At 41.6% G+C, this 18,193-nt stretch carries 17 protein-coding genes; 9 read left to right on the forward strand and 8 right to left on the reverse strand.

Going from position 1 to position 18,193, the window contains the following annotated elements; genetic code table 11:
• Window positions 1-34 precede the first annotated feature (34 nt).
• The 5 genes from RF53_RS16570 to galE are packed head-to-tail and all read right to left on the reverse strand — an operon-like array spanning window position 35 to window position 5,624.
• A complete protein-coding gene (locus tag RF53_RS16570; protein WP_039038324.1) occupies window positions 35-1,363 on the reverse strand; it encodes an alpha/beta hydrolase family protein in 1,329 nt (442 codons plus the stop codon).
• A 27-nt stretch (window positions 1,364-1,390) separates the two neighbouring features.
• A complete protein-coding gene (locus RF53_RS16575) occupies window positions 1,391-2,392 on the reverse strand; it encodes a Gfo/Idh/MocA family protein (protein ID WP_039038325.1) in 1,002 nt (333 codons plus the stop codon).
• A gap of 14 nt (window positions 2,393-2,406) precedes the next feature.
• Window positions 2,407-3,555 carry a galactokinase gene (gene galK, locus RF53_RS16580; RefSeq protein WP_006791295.1) on the reverse strand — a complete coding sequence of 383 codons (1,149 nt, stop codon included), beginning with the start codon at window positions 3,553-3,555 and terminating at the stop codon, window positions 2,407-2,409.
• Window positions 3,545-4,609, reverse strand: a complete 1,065-nt coding sequence (locus RF53_RS16585) for a UDP-glucose--hexose-1-phosphate uridylyltransferase (RefSeq protein WP_039038326.1) — start codon at window positions 4,607-4,609, stop codon at window positions 3,545-3,547. The genes galK and RF53_RS16585 overlap by 11 nt, the downstream gene beginning before the upstream one ends.
• A gap of 1 nt (window position 4,610) precedes the next feature.
• On the reverse strand, window positions 4,611-5,624 hold the full coding sequence (gene galE, locus RF53_RS16590; RefSeq protein ID WP_039038327.1) for a UDP-glucose 4-epimerase GalE: 1,014 nt from the start codon (window positions 5,622-5,624) through the stop codon (window positions 4,611-4,613).
• A gap of 251 nt (window positions 5,625-5,875) precedes the next feature.
• On the opposite strand from galE, the gene RF53_RS16595 reads away from it, so the two are divergent.
• Window positions 5,876-6,685 (forward strand): SDR family NAD(P)-dependent oxidoreductase, encoded by an 810-nt coding sequence (locus RF53_RS16595; RefSeq protein ID WP_039038328.1) that lies wholly within the window; start codon window positions 5,876-5,878, stop codon window positions 6,683-6,685.
• 130 nt (window positions 6,686-6,815) lie between these two features.
• Here the strand turns inward: RF53_RS16595 and RF53_RS16600 are convergent, their stop codons facing one another.
• Window positions 6,816-7,058 (reverse strand): YdcH family protein, encoded by a 243-nt coding sequence (locus tag RF53_RS16600; RefSeq protein ID WP_039038329.1) that lies wholly within the window; start codon window positions 7,056-7,058, stop codon window positions 6,816-6,818.
• 243 nt (window positions 7,059-7,301) lie between these two features.
• Between RF53_RS16600 and RF53_RS16605 the strand changes: the two genes are divergently transcribed.
• The 8 genes from RF53_RS16605 to speD all read left to right on the forward strand — a co-directional run bounded on the left by RF53_RS16605 (window position 7,302) and on the right by speD (window position 15,144).
• Window positions 7,302-7,883: an anthranilate synthase component II gene (locus RF53_RS16605; protein WP_039038330.1), complete on the forward strand. Its 582-nt coding sequence runs from the start codon at window positions 7,302-7,304 to the stop codon at window positions 7,881-7,883.
• 46 nt (window positions 7,884-7,929) lie between these two features.
• The gene (locus RF53_RS16610; protein WP_006791289.1) at window positions 7,930-9,093 is read left to right on the forward strand and encodes an HDOD domain-containing protein; all 1,164 of its coding nucleotides are present in this window, start codon (window positions 7,930-7,932) and stop codon (window positions 9,091-9,093) included.
• 377 nt (window positions 9,094-9,470) lie between these two features.
• A complete protein-coding gene (locus tag RF53_RS16615) occupies window positions 9,471-10,676 on the forward strand; it encodes an aspartate aminotransferase family protein (RefSeq protein ID WP_006791288.1) in 1,206 nt (401 codons plus the stop codon).
• A gap of 85 nt (window positions 10,677-10,761) precedes the next feature.
• The gene (gene astA, locus RF53_RS16620) at window positions 10,762-11,778 is read left to right on the forward strand and encodes an arginine N-succinyltransferase (protein ID WP_010557689.1); all 1,017 of its coding nucleotides are present in this window, start codon (window positions 10,762-10,764) and stop codon (window positions 11,776-11,778) included.
• Between the two features lie 15 nt (window positions 11,779-11,793).
• Window positions 11,794-13,263 (forward strand): succinylglutamate-semialdehyde dehydrogenase, encoded by a 1,470-nt coding sequence (gene astD, locus RF53_RS16625; protein ID WP_039038331.1) that lies wholly within the window; start codon window positions 11,794-11,796, stop codon window positions 13,261-13,263.
• Window positions 13,264-13,392: 129 nt separating this feature from the next.
• Window positions 13,393-13,740 carry a DUF3802 family protein gene (locus tag RF53_RS16630; RefSeq protein WP_006791285.1) on the forward strand — a complete coding sequence of 116 codons (348 nt, stop codon included), beginning with the start codon at window positions 13,393-13,395 and terminating at the stop codon, window positions 13,738-13,740.
• A gap of 89 nt (window positions 13,741-13,829) precedes the next feature.
• Entirely contained in the window at window positions 13,830-14,243 is a 414-nt protein-coding gene (locus RF53_RS16635) for an OsmC family protein (RefSeq protein ID WP_006791284.1), read from the forward strand.
• Between the two features lie 88 nt (window positions 14,244-14,331).
• Window positions 14,332-15,144: an adenosylmethionine decarboxylase gene (gene speD / locus RF53_RS16640; RefSeq protein ID WP_006791283.1), complete on the forward strand. Its 813-nt coding sequence runs from the start codon at window positions 14,332-14,334 to the stop codon at window positions 15,142-15,144.
• Window positions 15,145-15,239: 95 nt separating this feature from the next.
• Here speD and RF53_RS16645 read toward each other — a convergent pair whose 3' ends face one another.
• Together RF53_RS16645 and RF53_RS16650 are read right to left on the reverse strand one after the other, a co-directional pair.
• Complete coding sequence (locus RF53_RS16645) at window positions 15,240-16,583, reverse strand: M24 family metallopeptidase (RefSeq protein WP_039038332.1); 1,344 nt, start codon at window positions 16,581-16,583, stop codon at window positions 15,240-15,242.
• 127 nt (window positions 16,584-16,710) lie between these two features.
• The gene (locus RF53_RS16650; protein ID WP_039038333.1) at window positions 16,711-17,994 is read right to left on the reverse strand and encodes an aromatic amino acid transport family protein; all 1,284 of its coding nucleotides are present in this window, start codon (window positions 17,992-17,994) and stop codon (window positions 16,711-16,713) included.
• Window positions 17,995-18,193: the final 199 nt, after the last annotated feature.

Raw genomic sequence — 18,193 nt, forward strand, 5'->3', positions numbered from 1 at the left:
GGCTATCAAGTTTTATAGCCGCTTAAATTAAGTATTACTTACCGCGTGGTTTACTTTGTTGCCAATCCATACCTGAAGAGAATCGGTTATCAAAGCCATACCATTGTGGTAGTGGTTTACCATCAAATATGGCTTGGTCGCCATTTTGAGGTAAATCTAAGTACTTACACTGGCTGCTTATGTCTTTCACATGGCAATCCATCATGGCAAGTACAAAGTGTTTATTTATTTCGTTAATGGTACGCAATGACCACGATGGCTCGTAGTAATGACCTAAATCTAATTCACTACTGCTTTGAGCAATAGCAGGGGCTGGGTGCGGCGCAATATTATGGCGGGCATTTTTATAAGTAAGCATGTACTTGTCGGCACTGCCAGTTTGGTTGTAAAGATTTTTAATGCCTTCAAAACCAGAAATATCATCTAAGTCACCTGCAATATAAAGTGAAGGCACTTTAATGTTTTTCATTGCTTTAGCGTCAAATAAGTTATGTTGTCCACCCCAAGGTGCGATAGCCACCATTGTTTTTATACGAGGGTCTACTTGCGGGTTTTGATATTGCCCGCCTGCACAGCTATTAAGTAGTTGCTGTATTTGTTTAATTTGAGCAGGGTCAGTCATTCCCGTAAACATGGCTGTAGTTTGCTCGTTAAAGGCATAACAACCACCAATTGTATTAACTGCACCAAATCCACCCATAGAGTAACCAATAACACCTGCGCTAGTTTGATCTACTTGCTCGCTTGCAAAGTTGCTTTGCTCGTTAAAGTAATTAATCACAAATTGCTGATCGCGTGAGCGATTAATCAAGGTGCTAAAAAAGCCCGCAAAGGGCGCGTTTTTAAAATCTACATGAGCGTTTGTGGAGTCTGTGTGATCAAGTGCAACAACTATGTAGCCATGCGAGGCTAAGTGCTCGCCAAGGTAGTACATAATTGTGCGGTAGCCGGTATAACCGTGCGAAAGCACTACAACTGGGTAGTTATCGGCGTTACTTATATCAACATCACGCTGTGCATCGGCTTGTAAGGTAAATTGTTTGCCTGAGCGTGTTATGTCTGTGTAGCTGGTTAGTGGTTTGCTTGCTTTACTATCTGCTGGATACCACACTTCAACTTTTAAAGGGCGATCTTTTTGGCTTTGCGTTGCGGGATCAAACTGCGCTGGATTAACTAAGTCTAGGGTTTTTACACCTACTTTATAGGTGCCTTTAGCTGCTAATTCAGGGAGCACTTCGCTAGTTATTGGCGGATAAAGTTGCTCAGGCTTATTTGATTCGGCAAATACCGCACCGGTAGTTAAACTGGCCGTGGCTAATAACATTGCTTTTGAAAGCGTTTTTAAACGGTGTGTCGTTGTCATTGTGTATCCTTGTTGCGTGTATTTTTATTAATTTATGTCATGAGATTCGACAGTCGCGCTATATTCAATCTGCCATTGGGCTCTTAGGGTATCCATCATCGCCATAACCCGTAAGCTTGTGTTCAGTGGTAATACAGAGCTTTGTATTTGTTTATTTAGTATGCACTCAGTAACGTGATCAATTTCAAATTTAAAGTTTTCATCATCACTAAATGGGTAGTCAAAATGTTGAATAGCTTGCCCATTAATATGAAGCTCAAGACCTTTTGCACCTACAAACCAAGGTATGCGTATAAAACCATGTTCACCGGTAATACATGCTTCGGTTGGACCGCTTTGCTCAAGTGCGCTGCTAAGTTGTGCGAACTGACCATTGCCATAATCGAGCATGGTAATATTTCGCGCATCTACACCTGTATCTGCCTTATGTACAAATGAGCTGATTTTTTCTGGGGCTTTATTAAAAACCACATCAGCAATCGATAGCGGGTAAATCCCTAAATCAAGCAAAGCGCCACCGGCTGTATTTGGGTTCATTAAGCGGTGGGTGTTGGCAAAGGTGCCGGGTAAACTAAAGTTGGCCTGCACGGTATGTACTTTACCAATAGCTGCTTTGCTTAGTAGCTGCTCTAATTTTATAATGGCGGGTAAAAAGCGCATCCACACTCCTTCCATTAAAAAACAATTTTTTTGCTTGGCCAGTGCGGTTAAGTTTTTTAATTGCTGTGCATTAACGGTAATAGGTTTTTCACTTAGTACGTGCTTATTATGCATCAAGCATTGGGCGATGCTTTGAAAGTGTTGGTCGTGAGTGTTTGCAATGTAAATAGCATCAATTTTTGGGCATTGCATAAGGGCTTGGTAGCTCTCATAGCCTTTAATTGAATAATGTGTGGCAAACTCGCTTGCGCGCTGCTCACTAGTTGAGGCTGCGCCAATAAGCTGAGCATCAGCGCAATGCGCAATGCTTTTAGCAAAGGTGTGAGCAATATTGCCACACCCAATAATACCCCAGTTAACCTTTGCCATATTAATACCTACTTTTAAAAAGACGTTATTTGTAACCCTGAGCCTGCTGAGCACACATAAATATCTGCGTATAAGTTAAAGCGTTCAAAGTAATGTTTTTCAACGGCGGCTTTAATTAGCGGTACTTCTGCATCGCGGCATAAACACACTATTGCTCCCCCAAAACCACCACCGGTCATGCGCACTGCGCCACGCTCACCCATCGCTTCTTTACATATTTCTACTAAGCCATCCGTTGCGGGTACCGTTACTTCAAAGTCGTGTTTAAGTGATTGGTGCGATGCAGCCATCAATTCACGAAGTTGTTCCATATCATTGGCTTGCAATGCTGTAGTTGCGGCGATAACGCGGTCGTTTTCGCTAATTACATGGTGCGCACGTTTGTACTCGTTATTGCTAAGTTGTGCTTTAACAGCATCTAGCTTAGCCATAGTTGCTTGGCGAAGTGTTTTAACTCCCATTTTTTCAGCCGCTTGTTCGCAATCAATACGGCGTTGATTGTATTCGCTGTCTACTAATTTACGTGGGTAGTTAGAGTTTACAATAACAATGTTTAAGTCATCAGGCACTTTCACAGACTTAGTTGCCAAATTTTCGCAATCTATTAGTAATGCGTGGCCGTTTTCGCCTTTTGCCGAAATGAGCTGATCCATAATGCCACACTGGCAATGCATAAAGTCGTTTTCAGCTTCTTGGCCTAGTAGTGCAATTTTTTCTTCGCTTAAACCAAGCTGTGCAATATGGTTAAACATACCACCCACAGCCACTTCTAATGCTGCCGATGATGATAAACCACTACCTTGCGGTAAGTTACTATCAATAAGTAAATCAGCACCGCGTAAGGTGTGGCCTGCGCGTTTTAATACGAATGCAACGGCGCGAATATAATTTCCCCATTGCGATTGACCTTCGCTAATCGGTTCGTCAACGTTAAAGCTGTCTTGCTCGCCTGGGTAATTGAGTGACTGCACGGTAATCGTATTATCGTCGCGCTCTTTAAACATCACTTGGGTACGAAATTCTAATGAGCACGGAAATACAAAGCCGTCGTTGTAGTCAGTAAACTCACCGATTAGATTTACACGTCCTGGTGCAGCTGCAATACCCTGAGCAGGGGCACCGTACAGTGATAAAAAGTGGTGTTGAAATTCATTAAGCTTCATCTGTGTGTCCTGCTGTATTTTTATAGTGTGTAGTGCTTGCTGCTTTTAAAATAGACGCGGCTGTTTCTGCGCTTAAATCGCGCTGACTTTCGCCTAACATTTCGTAGCCAACCATGTGTTTTTTAACGGTGGCAGAGCGAAGTAGTGGCGGGTAAAAGTGTGCATGTAGGCGCCAGTGTTGCTCATCAGAGCCACGATTTGCTGGAGCATTATGCCACCCCATAGAGTAAGGGAAGCTGCAGTTAAATACGTTGTCGTATTTAGTGGTTAATACTTTTAATGCCTGAGCGAGTGAATCGGTTTGTACATCACTAAGCTGACTAAAGTTTTGAATGTTGTCTTTAGTTACAAGCAGTGTTTCAAACGGCCATGCTGCCCAAAAAGGCACCACAACAAGCCAGTGTTCATTCTCAAATACGACACGGGTTTTATCGACTTGTTCTTTTTTTACATAGTCGGCAAGCATAGCAGTGCCGTGTTTATCAAAATAAGCACGCTGCTGAGTATCTTCGGCTTCTATTTCGGTAGATAGGTGCGAATGCGCCCATACTTGGCCATGCGGATGGGGCTGCGAGCACCCCATGATCTCGCCTTTATTTTCAAATACCTGAACACACTCGTATTGCTGTGCAAGCTCGGTATAGTTGTCTTTCCACGTTTTTACTACGGCATGCAGGGCATCGTGCTCAAGCTCTGGTAATGTTTTGTTATGTTCTGGCGAAAAGCAAATCACGCGGCATTCGCCGCTTGCTTCATCAGCAATAAATAAATCGCTATCTGACTCTACGCTTTGTGATTGTTCGCTGGCATTGGGCGTTAGTGCGCCAAAGTCATTTTTAAAAACATGGGTGTATTTGTAATCAGGGTTGCTGTCGCCATTTGCACGGGTGTTACCTGGGCAAAGTGGGCAGCTTTCGTCATGCTTTGGCAATACTGTTTCGTTAACGGCTTCGGTTGCGCCTAACCATGGGCGGTTATTACGATGCGGTGAAACTAATACCCAGCGCCCCGTTAGCGGGTTTTTACGTCTGTGAGTACTTTCTAATAAAGCCATATTAACTCTCCAACCCACTTGGGTAATTAGTTTGCCAGCGCCATGTATCGGTGGTCATGTCGCTCAGTGTTAGTTCTGCGTGCCAGTTAAGGGTAGTTTGCGCTTTTGTGGCATCAGCGTAATTACAGGCAATATCGCCTGCACGGCGCGGTGCACTTTTATACGGAATAGCTTTACCTGCTGATGCGCTAAATGCGTTGATCATATCAAGCACTGAATAACCTTGGCCTGTGCCTAAGTTGTATGCATGAAAGGCGGTGTCTGATTTATGTTGCATAAATGCCGCTACATGGCCTTTAGCTAAATCTAAAACGTGAATGTAATCGCGCACGCCAGTACCATCTTCGGTGTCGTAGTCGTCACCAAAAATATTAACGACCTCACGTTTACCTACCGCAGTTTGAGCAATAAATGGCATTAAATTATTTGGAATACCATTTGGGCTTTCGCCCAATAAACCACTTGGGTGTGCGCCTACTGGGTTAAAGTAACGCAGTGCTATGCCCATAAAGTTGCTGTTGGCATTACATACATCTTGCATGGCTTGTTCTACCATGACTTTAGTCCAACCATAAGGATTGGTTGCGCGTATTGGGTGCTTTTCATCAATAGGCAGGTAGTCTGGCTCGCCATAAACAGTGGCCGATGAGCTGAAAATTATATGATTAACACCTTCATCTTGCATGTTTTGTAGCATGCTTAATGTGCCCGATACATTGTTTTGGTAGTAACGTAGTGGTTGCTCGGTCGATTCACCTACTGCTTTTAACGCTGCAAAATGAAATACAGCCTCAGCCTGAGTATGCTTAAGCGCAAGTTTAAACTGCTGCTCGTCTTGAATATCACCTAAAATAAATTCAAAACGTGTACCTGTAATTTTTTCGAGTTGATCAAGTACACGAGGGCTCGCATTAGATAAGTTATCGTAAATTACAGGTGTAATGCCTGCTTCATGTAATGCAATACATGTGTGGCTACCTATGTAACCCATGCCGCCAGTCACTAAAACTTTCATGTGTTTTCTCGAAAATATATTTATATGATAAATACTACTATTAAGGAAGTTTAAAAACAATAGTTATGAATTGTTCAAAATTCAAATAAATGATTAAAAAACATTCACTGCTATCGCCGTCACTTTATTAATATTTTCTATAAACTGATTCAACAACGGTCTAATTATCATTCAAAGATGGCAATGCTATTATTTCACAATCGTAATTCGTTAAATGTGTAAGTGCTGTATTACATAACATGGAGCTAGGTATGAACAAAAAAATTTTAATCACAGGTGCAACAGACGGCATTGGGTTTGAAACAGCTAAAATGCTGCTAGCACAAGGTCATACCGTTCTTCTTCACGGGCGTAATGCGCAAAAGCTCAATAAAGTACACACTTTACTCAGTAACGATTATCCGCAAGCAAGCACACAAACTTACGTGGCCGATTTGAGTGAAATGGCGCAGGTGCGTAATCTGGCTAAACAAATTACAGCCGAGCATAAACACCTAGATGTACTTATTAATAATGCAGGTGTGTTTAAGCTCGACAACCCTGAAACTGCAGATGGTCTTGATGCACGATTTGCAGTAAACACATTAGCGCCTTATTTATTAACAACTTTACTATTACCGCTTTTTGATACCCAAGGGCGAATTGTAAATGTGTCGTCAGCGGCGCAAGCAACAGTCAACCTAGATGCACTGATTGGGCAAAGCTTTTTGTCAGATAACGCAGCATACGCACAAAGCAAATTGGCAATTACAATGTGGTCGCGTCATATGGGTTTAAAACTTAAGGGTAATGGTCCATTGGTGGTATCGGTTAACCCTAAGTCGCTACTAGGCAGCAAAATGGTTAAAGACGCATATGGCCTTAATGGCGGCGATTTAAAGTTAGGTGCCGATATATTTTGCCGCGCTGCACTAAGCGATGAGTTTAGTAATTCAACAGGGCTTTACTTTGATAATGACGCTGAGTGCTTTTCAGCCCCTCATGCAGATGCATTGAATGACGCTAAAAATCAACAGCTAATAGATGCACTCGATTTAAAGTTATTACAGCTAGCAATATAGCTAACGCAATTTGAGCGCTGGTTATAGAGTGTATTACCTAGTTATACACCGTATAAAGTTTCATTGAAGACAAACAAAGAGTTCACCACTTTAAAATGGCGAACTCTTTTTTGTTTTTGGAATTTTATATTTATTGTGCGCTTATTAAACGCTGATACAACGAATCTTTTAATTCAGAACGGTCGTGTTTTAGTTGGTGCATTTGCTCATCGCTAATAGGCGCACCGTCCAATTCTAATATTCTTATTTCTTTATCTAGTTTATTGTACTGCTCTGCTTTTTCTGCAAAGTCAGCATCACTTTTGTTCAACGTATTTATCGTGTTTATGTGCTCAGGAAAGTCGTTTGTTAATGAATGGTCTTCGCCTAACATAGTCGCTCCTTAGTAAAAAATAAGCTTACACAAAATAAGCTGTCACTTAATGAGCTTGGGTTTAAATAAGGGGAATTCAACCACTCGCACCAAAAATTTAATAGGGTAAGTAAGTGTTACGTCATGCTAAAGAGGGAATTACTATTTATCTAGCTGCAAATCACTGACACTCATAACGGCTTGGGTTAGAATGCAGCACGCCTAAATACTCCCGATAACTATCTTTATTGAGTACTTATTTACATGCTATTAATGATCGATAACTACGATTCGTTTACCTATAACTTAGTGCAGTACTTTCAGCGATTGGATCAAGACGTATTAGTAAAACGTAATGACGAGTTGAGCATTGCGCAAATTAAACAACTTAATCCGGAGCATATAGTTATCTCTCCGGGTCCTTGCTCACCGAATGAAGCTGGTATATCGTTAAGTGTAGTTGAACACTTAAAAGGCCAATTTCCTATATTAGGGATTTGCTTGGGACATCAAACGATTGCCCAAGCTTTAGGCGGGGATGTAGTGCGCGCTAAAAAAGTAATGCATGGTAAAACATCTCCCATAACACACATCAATAAAGGTGTTTTTAAAGGATTAGCTAATCCGTTAACGGTTTGTCGTTACCACTCGCTGGTGGTTAAAGCGCAGTCGTTGCCCAACGAACTTGAAATAACAGCGTGGACACAAACACCGCAAGGTGAGTTTGACGAAATAATGGGCATGCAGCACAAAGAGTTAGCAATTGAAGGGGTGCAGTTTCACCCGGAAGCTATTTTAACCGAGCAGGGATTAACGCTGCTTGATAACTTTTTAACTCGCTTCTAGTCTAATAACACTGAACGTATTCAATACTTACTATTTAACGAGCACTATGACTGAACTTGCACAACAACAGCGTACAGCAAAAATACTTGATCAACGGGCACACGATTTGCTGTTGGGTCATAGTTTTGCGCATCAGCAAATTGGGTTTATTCATACCTTAGATATTGATTACGGCGAGCCTATGAAGCAGCGTACCTTGTTGCAGGTTGAAGTGTCAGCGCAACAAAAGCGTAAGCAAACAAGTACCGCTCATCATAAGTACCGTGCACAAGCCAGCGAACAGCTTCATAAAGTAATTGAAACAGCTATATTTAAACAGCTCGAAGATATGGACGCAGTGATTCAAACAACAATAGGGATTGAAGACAGCGTTGCCACTATTTTAGATATATTAGCTGTAAAGTCGGCCTCAGTTGGCCGTTTAGAGCCGTTAGTAAACGATTTAAGCTGGCTAGGGCGCGAATTGGTCACGTTGGTTAACCTCCCTTATTACCGAAACCAGCGTAGTAAAAAAAATACTGCGGTAAAAGTAGACAGCCCCGCACTTGCTCTGCGTTACATAGGGCTTGATAACTTACAGTTAGTGATTCCCACATTTGCAGTTCGCCATTGGATGCCCCATAGTACCGAGCCTTTTTCGTTACTAAAACGTAGGCTAAGAGACAGCGCAATGGCCAACGCCATTGCCGCGCAAAAAATTGCAGAAATAAACGACGTAAACGAGATACACGCATTTACCTTGGGTATGTTATTAGATGTAGGGCGTATTACGTTAGTACGTTTGTACTTAAAAACCTTTGAGCAGGTTTGGCAACGAAAAGTACAAATAGCACGTCAAGAAAACCAAAAAGACCTCCACACCGCATTATTAGAGCTAAAGCCCGACCCTTTATTTTTAACTACACTGCTGTGCAATAAGTCAATTCAGGTCAGTGCGCGAGTCATCGACAAAATGGCCTTTAAATATTTGCCATTTAAAGGCGTGATGGAACAGCTACAAAATGGCGTAAATAAAGGCGATAGTGCCTTACCGTTAACGCAGGTCATGTTAAAAGCGCGGTGTTACTCCCAGTACTTAATTTTAAAAGAACACCAACTAATTGAGCCCGACGAAACCGCAGCGTGGTTTTCGTATTTTCAGTTCACTAAAACGGAACTAAAAACCCTTCAAACAAGCAATTTTACCAATCTTGCTATTCAAATTGACTAAAAAATTAAATTTTTTGTTAATTTTTTTACGACTATTCATTCATTCCTACTGATTCATCCGTAAAGTTATTTAGTGGTAAAAGCCTATGCAGGTCACTACTGATGCGGTTAGTTGATAAAAAATAAGTGTGTTTAGGTATGCAAATAGTTATTCACTATCTATGAAATAATATCTTAAGCCCTTTATTTTCAAGGGTTACATGAAAGTTTTTAACGAGACAGCTACCACTAATTCTGAAATAATGGGCGTCTGAAAATTGAACCACAAAGCAATTTTTTGTACCCAACAGACACCTGAACGTACTTAAAAGCTTGGTTAATATTTTTAATCAAACACTTATTTATGCTTTGTGTAGATCACAATTAAGAGGAAATAAAATGACAGTCAATCGCGAATTATTTGATCACGTAATGGTTCCTAACTACGCACCTTCAAGCGTAATTCCTGTTCGAGGCGAAGGCTCTCGCGTATGGGATCAACAAGGCAAAGAGTTTATCGACTTTGCTGGTGGTATTGCTGTTAACTGTCTTGGCCACTGTCACCCTGCTTTAGTAGGTGCATTAAAAGAACAGGGCGAAAAAATTTGGCATTTATCAAATGTTATGACTAATGAGCCGGCGCTTCGCCTAGCTAAAAAAATGGTTGATGCCACTTTTGGTGAAAAAGTTTACTTTGCTAACTCTGGCGCAGAAGCAAACGAAGCCGCACTTAAATTAGCGCGTCGTTTTGCACTTGATAAGTTTGGCCCAGAAAAATCACAAATCATCGCATTCAACAAAGGTTTCCACGGTCGCACATTCTTTACTGTAACTGTTGGTGGCCAAGCGGCATACTCAGATGGTTTTGGTCCTAAGCCGGGTGACATCGTACATTGTGATTACAACGATCTAGCCGCATTTGAAGCGCTAATTAGCGACCAAACATGTGCCGTAATGATGGAACCACTGCAAGGCGAGGGCGGTATTGTTTCACCAACTGACGAGTTTGCTCAGCAAGTTCGCGATTTATGTACTAAACACAATGCGCTACTTATTTTTGATGAAGTGCAAACAGGTGTTGGCCGTACAGGTGACTTGTACGCATACCAAGGTTTAAATGTAGTACCTGATATTTTAACTTCAGCAAAAGCATTAGGCGGCGGTTTCCCAATTGGCGCAATGTTGACTACAACAGATATTGCACAGCATCTAAAAGTAGGTACTCATGGTTCTACTTACGGCGGTAACCCGCTTGCATGTGCTGTTGCCGAAGCCGCATTTGATACTGTTAACACACCCGACGTACTTGCCGGCGTAAAAGAAAAAGCAGCTTTATTTAACGAACTTCTTGCAGCGGTAAACGAAAAATACAACGTATTTAGCGAAATTCGCGGTAAAGGTTTGTTAATTGGTGCTGTTGTGAATGAGCAATACAAAGGCCGCGCTAAAGAATTTTTAGTAGCCGGTACTGAACAAGGTCTAATGTCATTAGTGGCAGGTGCTGACGTTGTTCGTTTTACACCGTCTCTTGTTATCCCAGAAGCGGATATTCGCGAAGGTATGGCACGTTTTGAAAAAGCAGTTGCAAGCGTAGTAAACGCATAAACTGTTTTAGCCAATCTACCGAGGGCAAACATTGTTTGCCCTACGAATTTTATTTACCGTTATTTATAAGGGAGCAAGCGGACTCATGATGATCCTTCGCCCAATCCAGCAAAATGATTATTCAGCATTACTGACAATCGCCCACGAATCGGGCCATGGTTTTACATCTTTGCCTTTAAACGAAGAGCTATTACAAAAGAAGATTGACCATTCAGTAAGCTCATTTGCTAAACAAACGTCACAACCCGGTGACGAAGGCTACTTGTTTGTTCTTGAAGATAGCGAAACAGGTGAAGTAGTAGGTACCTCGGCTATAGAAGCAGCTGTGGGCCTAGATGATGCGTTTTATCATTACCATTTAAGTAAAGTGATTCACTCTTCGCGCACACTAGATGTTTACAAAGCGGTTGATATTTTAACGCTATGTAACGACTACACTGGCGCAACAGAGCTGTGCACCTTGTTTTTGAAAGACGGCTATCGCAAAAACTGTAACGGCAAACTGCTGTCTAAAGCACGCTTTATGTTTATTAAACAACACCAAGCACGCTTTGCAGAAACCGTTATTGCAGAAATGCGCGGTGTGTCTGATGAAAACGGCAATAGCCCGTTTTGGAAGTGGTTAGAAGAACACTTTTTCTCAATGGACTTCCCAACAGCAGATTACTTAACTGGTATTGGCCAAAAAGTATTTATTGCTGAACTGATGCCTAAATACCCAATTTACGTCAATTTATTGAGTAAAGATGCGCAAGCGGTAATCGGTCAAGTTCACAACAATACTCGTCCAGCGATTGAATTATTAAAAAGCGAAGGCTTCACGTTTAACGGCTACGTTGATATTTTTGACGCAGGTCCAACAGTTGAAGCAAAAGTAGATAATATTGCTACAGTACGTAACTCACACGACTTTATTGTTGAGATTGGTGAGCAAACGGGCGACACCATGGTGTTATTAGCAAACGACAAGCTCGAAAACTTTAGAGCGACCGTTGCATCAATGAGTTTCGACGAACGCGCTAAAACCGTTGTGTTATCACAGCAAGTAGCCGACGCCCTGCAATTACAAACGGGCGATACTGTTAGCGCAACCCCAGTTTAATTTAGGAGAAAGTATATGACTCATCCTGCACAATTTATTAATGGTCAATGGTCACAAGGCCAAGGCTCAGAATTTAATTCAGTAAACCCAGCAAATAACGATGTTATTTGGCAAGCATCATCAGCCACTGCAGAGCAAGTTGATGCAGCTGTTGGCGCTGCGCGTGAAGCGTTTTACGCATGGGCTGATAAAAGCTTTACTGAGCGTTTAGAAATAGTAAAAGCATTCGCAGCACAATTAAAAGAAAACAGTGAAGAGCTTGCAATCACTATTGCACAAGAAACAGGTAAGCCACTATGGGAAACACGCACTGAAGCGGGTGCGATGGTTGGTAAAATTGCCATTTCAGAAAAAGCATTTTTAGAGCGCACGGGCGATGTTGAAAATGCAATGCCATTGGGCCGCGCGATGATTCGCCACAAGCCACACGGTGTTGTAGCAGTATTTGGCCCGTATAATTTTCCGGGCCACTTACCAAACGGCCATATTGTGCCAGCATTACTAGCGGGTAATACGGTTGTATTTAAACCGTCTGAACTAACACCAAAAGTGGCTGAGCTTACCCTTAAATTGTGGGAAAAAGCGGGTTTACCAGCAGGCGTTATTAACCTTGTTCAAGGTGAAGTTGAAACGGGTAAAGCCCTTGCTGCTCATAAAGGCATTGATGGCTTGTTCTTTACTGGTTCATCGCGCACAGGTCATATTTTACATGAACAGTTTGCAGGCCAGCCGGGTAAAATTTTAGCTCTCGAAATGGGCGGTAATAATCCGCTTATTATTACTGACGTTGAAGATACTAAAGCCGTTGTACACGATATTGTGCAATCAGCATTTATCTCTAGCGGTCAGCGTTGTACCTGTGCTCGTAAGTTATTTTTACCAACAGGTAGTAAAGGCGATGCAATATTAGAGCGCCTAATTACTGCAACTAAAGCCATTAAAGTAGGCAACTACGACGATGAAGATCAGCCATTTATGGGCTCTATGATCTCATCAGCGGCAGCAGCAGGTATGGTTAAAGCACAAAGCGAGCTTGTTGAGCTTGGCGGTAAGGTCCTTGTAGAACTAGAGCACACAGCAAATACAGGCTTTGTAACACCAGGTATTATTGAATGTTCAGCAATTGGCGACTTCCCAGACGAAGAGCATTTTGGCCCACTTTTAAAAGTGTTCCGCTTTGACGACTTTGACAGCGCAATTGATAAAGCAAACGACACAAGCTTTGGTTTATCTGCCGGTTTACTTAGCGATAATGAAGCCGATTACGACCACTTTTTACGTCGTATTCGTGCCGGAATTGTTAATTGGAACCGCCCAATTACGGGGGCATCTAGCGCTGCACCATTTGGTGGTATTGGCGCATCAGGCAATCACAGAGCAAGCGCGTACTACGCAGCTGACTACTGTGCATACCCTGTAGCTTCAGTAGAGCTTGAAAAAGTAGCCATGCCAGCAACATTAAGCCCAGGCTTAAAAATAGATTAAGTTAATAATACTTAATTAGTATAAAAGCAGCTTCGGCTGCTTTTTTTGTATGCTTAAATCACAAAGCTAGCAATCAACCGCGCTTTCTGCTTAAATCAGCGTAAGTAATATTATTAGGTGGTAAATATCATGGTTTTAGATAGGCAAGGGTACGATGATTTAATCATGTATCTAACTCAAAATTTAGCATTGTTTGAGAAGCCAGGTGTGATAAAACCAGGCGCTCCAACGGTAATGGAACTCATAGAAGATGTTATTGCCGAAAACGTCATGCTAATTTGTGAACAGCACACAAACCTTAACACAGAGCAACGCAGCTTAATTGTGCGTGAGGTTGATGGCATTGTTTACGACTTACAAGAGGTGCTTAGCAGCATTACGTCACAGCCAGTTACGGTTGAACAACATGAGTTTATTGACGAATTTGCAAGCTTAATTAAAAACCTCTTCGACAGCGCTGTTTCGCAGCAGTATTAATCCCCAATTTATAGCGCCGCGTATCGCATTTCGTTTGCAACTGCGGCCAACTTGCTTACAATCAAGAAAAATATTTTTGAGATAAAAACATGCAAGCAAATGTAAAATGGGTTGATGGCGACACATTCGTAGGTCGTTCTAATTCTAATCACAACGTTGTATTTGATACCGGTAGCGACAGTGCTGCACCTAGCCCAATGGAAATGGTATTGATGTCGGTTGGCTGTTGTTCATCGGTTGATGTTGTGGGTATTTTAAAAAAAGCCAAACAAGACTTTTCAGACGTTCAAGTACAATTAAGTGCCGAACGCGCCGAAACTGCTCCTCGCGTATTTACTAAAATCAATTTACATTTTGTTGTTACAGGCAAAAATGTGTCTGAAAAGCACCTTGCACGCGCTGTTTCTTTGTCTGCTGAAAAGTATTGCTCAGTAGCATTAATGCTTGATAAAACAGTAGAAATTACTCATAGCCATGAAGTTGTGCAAGAACAGGTAAAATAACGCTTTTTCCATAAGGAAAATTCGTATAAAATCCGCGAACTTTTCATTCTGCAGGTGCAGATTTCACTAATTTATAGGTTGGTTTATTATGAACAAACCCTTCGATAAACTTAAACTTCATGGCTTTAACAATTTAACCAAAAGTTTAAGCTTTAGTATTTACGATATTTGCTACGCAAAAACCGAGCAACAACGTAAAGAATATATTGAATATATCGATGAGCAGTACAGTGCAGATAGACTAACCGACATTTTAGGTGAAGTTGTTGATATTATTGGTGCCAATATTTTAAATGTTGCACGCCAAGATTATGAACCACAGGGCGCCAGTGTAACTATTTTGGTTTCGGAAGAGCCAGTAGAAGAGCAGCAAAATTACGATGCTGACGAAGCACCAGGCCCACTACCTGACTCAGTGGTTGCGCACCTAGATAAAAGCCATATTTGTGTACACACATACCCAGAAGCTCACCCTGATGATGGTATTTGTACATTCCGTGCTGATATTGAAGTATCTACGTGTGGTATTATTTCGCCGCTTAAAGCATTAAACTTTTTAATTCATAGTTTAGAGTCTGACGTGGTAACAATTGACTACCGTGTACGTGGTTTTACTCGCGACGTAAACGGCGTTAAGCATTATATTGACCACGCTATTAACTCAATTCAAAACTTCATGACAGACGATACCAAAGAAGCGTACCAAATGATGGACGTAAACGTGTATCAAGAAAACCTGTTCCATACCAAAATGATGTTAAAAGAAACCGACCTGAACACATACTTGTTTGGTCTTTCTACAACTGATTTATCGGATGATGAAGAAGAAGAAATTCGCTCTAAGCTAAACCGTGAAATGCAAGAAATATTCTATGGTCGTAACCTGCCAGAAACAGAATAATAATCACGTTAGTTAAATAAAAACGGCGCTCATTGAGCGCCGTTTTTGTATGCGTTAATAAATATACCTATAAATCACTTACATCAGAGTTTAGGTTATTTAACAAGTAACAACTCGGTTTGTCGGCCGTTTAAGTACCACACGCCGGTTTTATCAAAAATAGCGTCTTCTTCTAGCATTATGCGTATTTCTTTATTCCATGGTTTTATAAACACCGCATTGTTAAGCTCAATAGAGTAAGCGGTATTTAAATGCAGTGGGTAGTCGCCATCGCCGGGTACACCCTGTTGTGAATCCCACATACCCAGTGTGGTACCCGCAGCATGACCATGATAGCCAAGCGGGTGCGTATAAATAGTGGGTTTTAAACCTTGAGCAATGGCTTTTTCGCGAGCGGCTTTTAATACCTGATTACCCGTTTTACCTTCGCTAAATTCAGCGGTAAAAATGTCTTGTAGTTTATTACCTTTTTTAAGCGCATCAACAAGGTAAGCGGGCGCATTGGTTTCGCCAGGCTTTAAAACATAGGCATGTTGTTGGGTGTCTGTATTTAAGCGTAAGTACGTAATACCAAAATCGACATGCAGTAAGTCACCCGCTTGAATAACGTTATCGGCGTAACCATTCGTAAAGCTGTCTTCGTGATCGAACGATTGGCTGTCGGCGCGTTGTATTGCAATACTTGGGTGAAACCATGTTTGCAGTTTTAGCTCTTTTACGCGCTCTCTAAACCACCACACTAAATCGTCGCTGGTTGTTTTGCCCACCGTTATTACTTTGCTTGAAAAACCCTCGGCAATAATAGCGTGCGCAATAGCAACAATGTGTTTATACATGTCTATTTCTTGGGGAATACGCTGTTCTAACCAGGCAACTGCCAGCGGCTCGGCCGATATTATTTTATTTTTATAAGCGCTAGGTAAGTTGGCCATTAAGGTATTGTAATCGCCTAGCACTAAGCCGTCGGCATGACCCCAATCGGTAGACGTATTGAGTGCAATGTTATCTGGGTTGTAGCGTTCAATAATATCGTTCAGTGCTTGCCACTGGTTTGGCTGCGCCTTTTTGTCCCAGCCTTTTGTAAATACGTTACCTATTTTATAGGGCGCAATAGCGTAAGCATCCACATTGCCTTGTTCATTTAAGGCAAAGAGCAAAATGGTGGTACGCCTTGCCGATAACCAGGTTGCTGGCAGCATTGTTTTTAATATGGGATCTTCGTTGTATTCGCGGCTAATAAGCAGCCACATATCAATGTTGTGTTGCTTCATTAAGCTGGGCATTAATGTGTTTACCCTAAGCTCGGTTATATTATCTATAAACGCAGCGCGTTCTTTCATCGATAAAATAGCAGGCACGCCATCGGCTTTAGCTAAGGGACTTAAAACAAGCGTAGTAAGTAAGCTTACGCAAAGTAGGAGTTGTTTTGTAAGGTGCATAATTGTTTTATTTTTAGGCTAGTTAATTTATAACATGCCTTAATGGCAGCCATAAAAAAACATTTTGAGATAAACAGCACACAAAAAAGCCCAGCTAACTCGCTGGGCTTTAGCATGAATAGGGATATTATTTAATCATGCTGTAAATAAGTGCAAATACCGCAAGCGCACCTACCGCTAACACAAACAAAGTACTTAAACGGTTACGATACTTATGCAGAGCCGGTACTTTATAAACTGCAATCATAGGCATGATAAATAATATCATTGCAATAATAGGGCCCGACAGCTGATCCATCATATCGAGTATGCTTGGGTTTTTAACTGCACAAAACCAAATTGCAAAAAACATAATAACTACGCCAATTTTATCTACCGTTTTAGCACCAAGCTGTGTTTGCTTAGTCACCAAACCTGTAAAGCTTTCGCGGGCTCCTAAAAAGTGACCTAAAAACGACGACGTAATGGCAATAAAGGCAACTAAAGGTCCAAGCGTCGCAATAAACGAGTTATGGGTAATGTTAGCAAGGTACGATAAAACCGAGACATTATCGGCTTTTGCTTGTGCCATCTGCTCACCTGTAAGCGACAGCACGCACGAAAATACAAACAGCAATACAAACACAATTAACAGTAAGCTTGTGCGCTTTAAAATGGCTTCTGATTTGCGTGTAGCAAGGTCGTCATAGTGTTCGCGTTGTACATGCACAAAGCTTGAAATAGCCGCTGCATGGCTAAACGAAAACACAATAATAGGAATAGATAACCACAGCGTTTTACCAAAGCTGCCCACTTCAGGTAGGCTCATGTTGGGCATTTGCCAGCTAGGGATTAAATACAAGGATAAAAAAAACAAAATACCCACAAGCGGATACACCAAAATAGAAAACGCGCGCAGCATTAGGCGCTCGCCACCCATCATTAGGCTTATCATACCGGCTACCAAAACACCCGAAAGCACTACGCGAGGCGGCGACTCCATACCCAGCTGGTTTACCATAAAGCTGTCTACCGTGTTGGTTAAGCCCACACCGTAAATAAGCAAAATAGGGAATATAGATAAAAAGTACAACAACGAAATTAATCGCCCAGCATTAACGCCAAAGTGTTCTTCAACTACATCGGTAAAATCGGCATGCTTATTTTTAGACGATAATACAAAGCGTGCTAAACCACGGTGGGCTAAAAAGGTCATCGGAAACGCTAAACACGCCATAATAATCAGCGGCCAAAAACCGCCAATACCAATGTTAATAGGTAAAAATAAAATACCCGCACCAACGGCGGTACCAAAAAGGCTTAAGGTCCACTGCGTATCGTGCAGGTTCCATTTAGATTTTGCGTTTGAATTTGCACTTGAATGCGTGTGTGTTGATGCATTTGAATGCGTTGCATCTAAAGGTGTTGTCATGTGTGTGTGCCGTCCATTATTTATAATAATAACCGCGCCGAAGGATATAGTTTTTGACCCACTTTTTCATGTTTTTAGCGCCTTAGAGCCGCAATTAACTGCGTTAAAATAGTCCCCAAGTGTCATGAATACGAAACAGCGGTGTAAAAGTAAACAAAGCCATCACAAGGTGTTTAAAAATGTAGTAATGACACGCTTT

Source organism: Pseudoalteromonas sp. ECSMB14103 (assembly GCF_000813065.1).
Lineage (GTDB): Bacteria > Pseudomonadota > Gammaproteobacteria > Enterobacterales > Alteromonadaceae > Pseudoalteromonas > Pseudoalteromonas marina.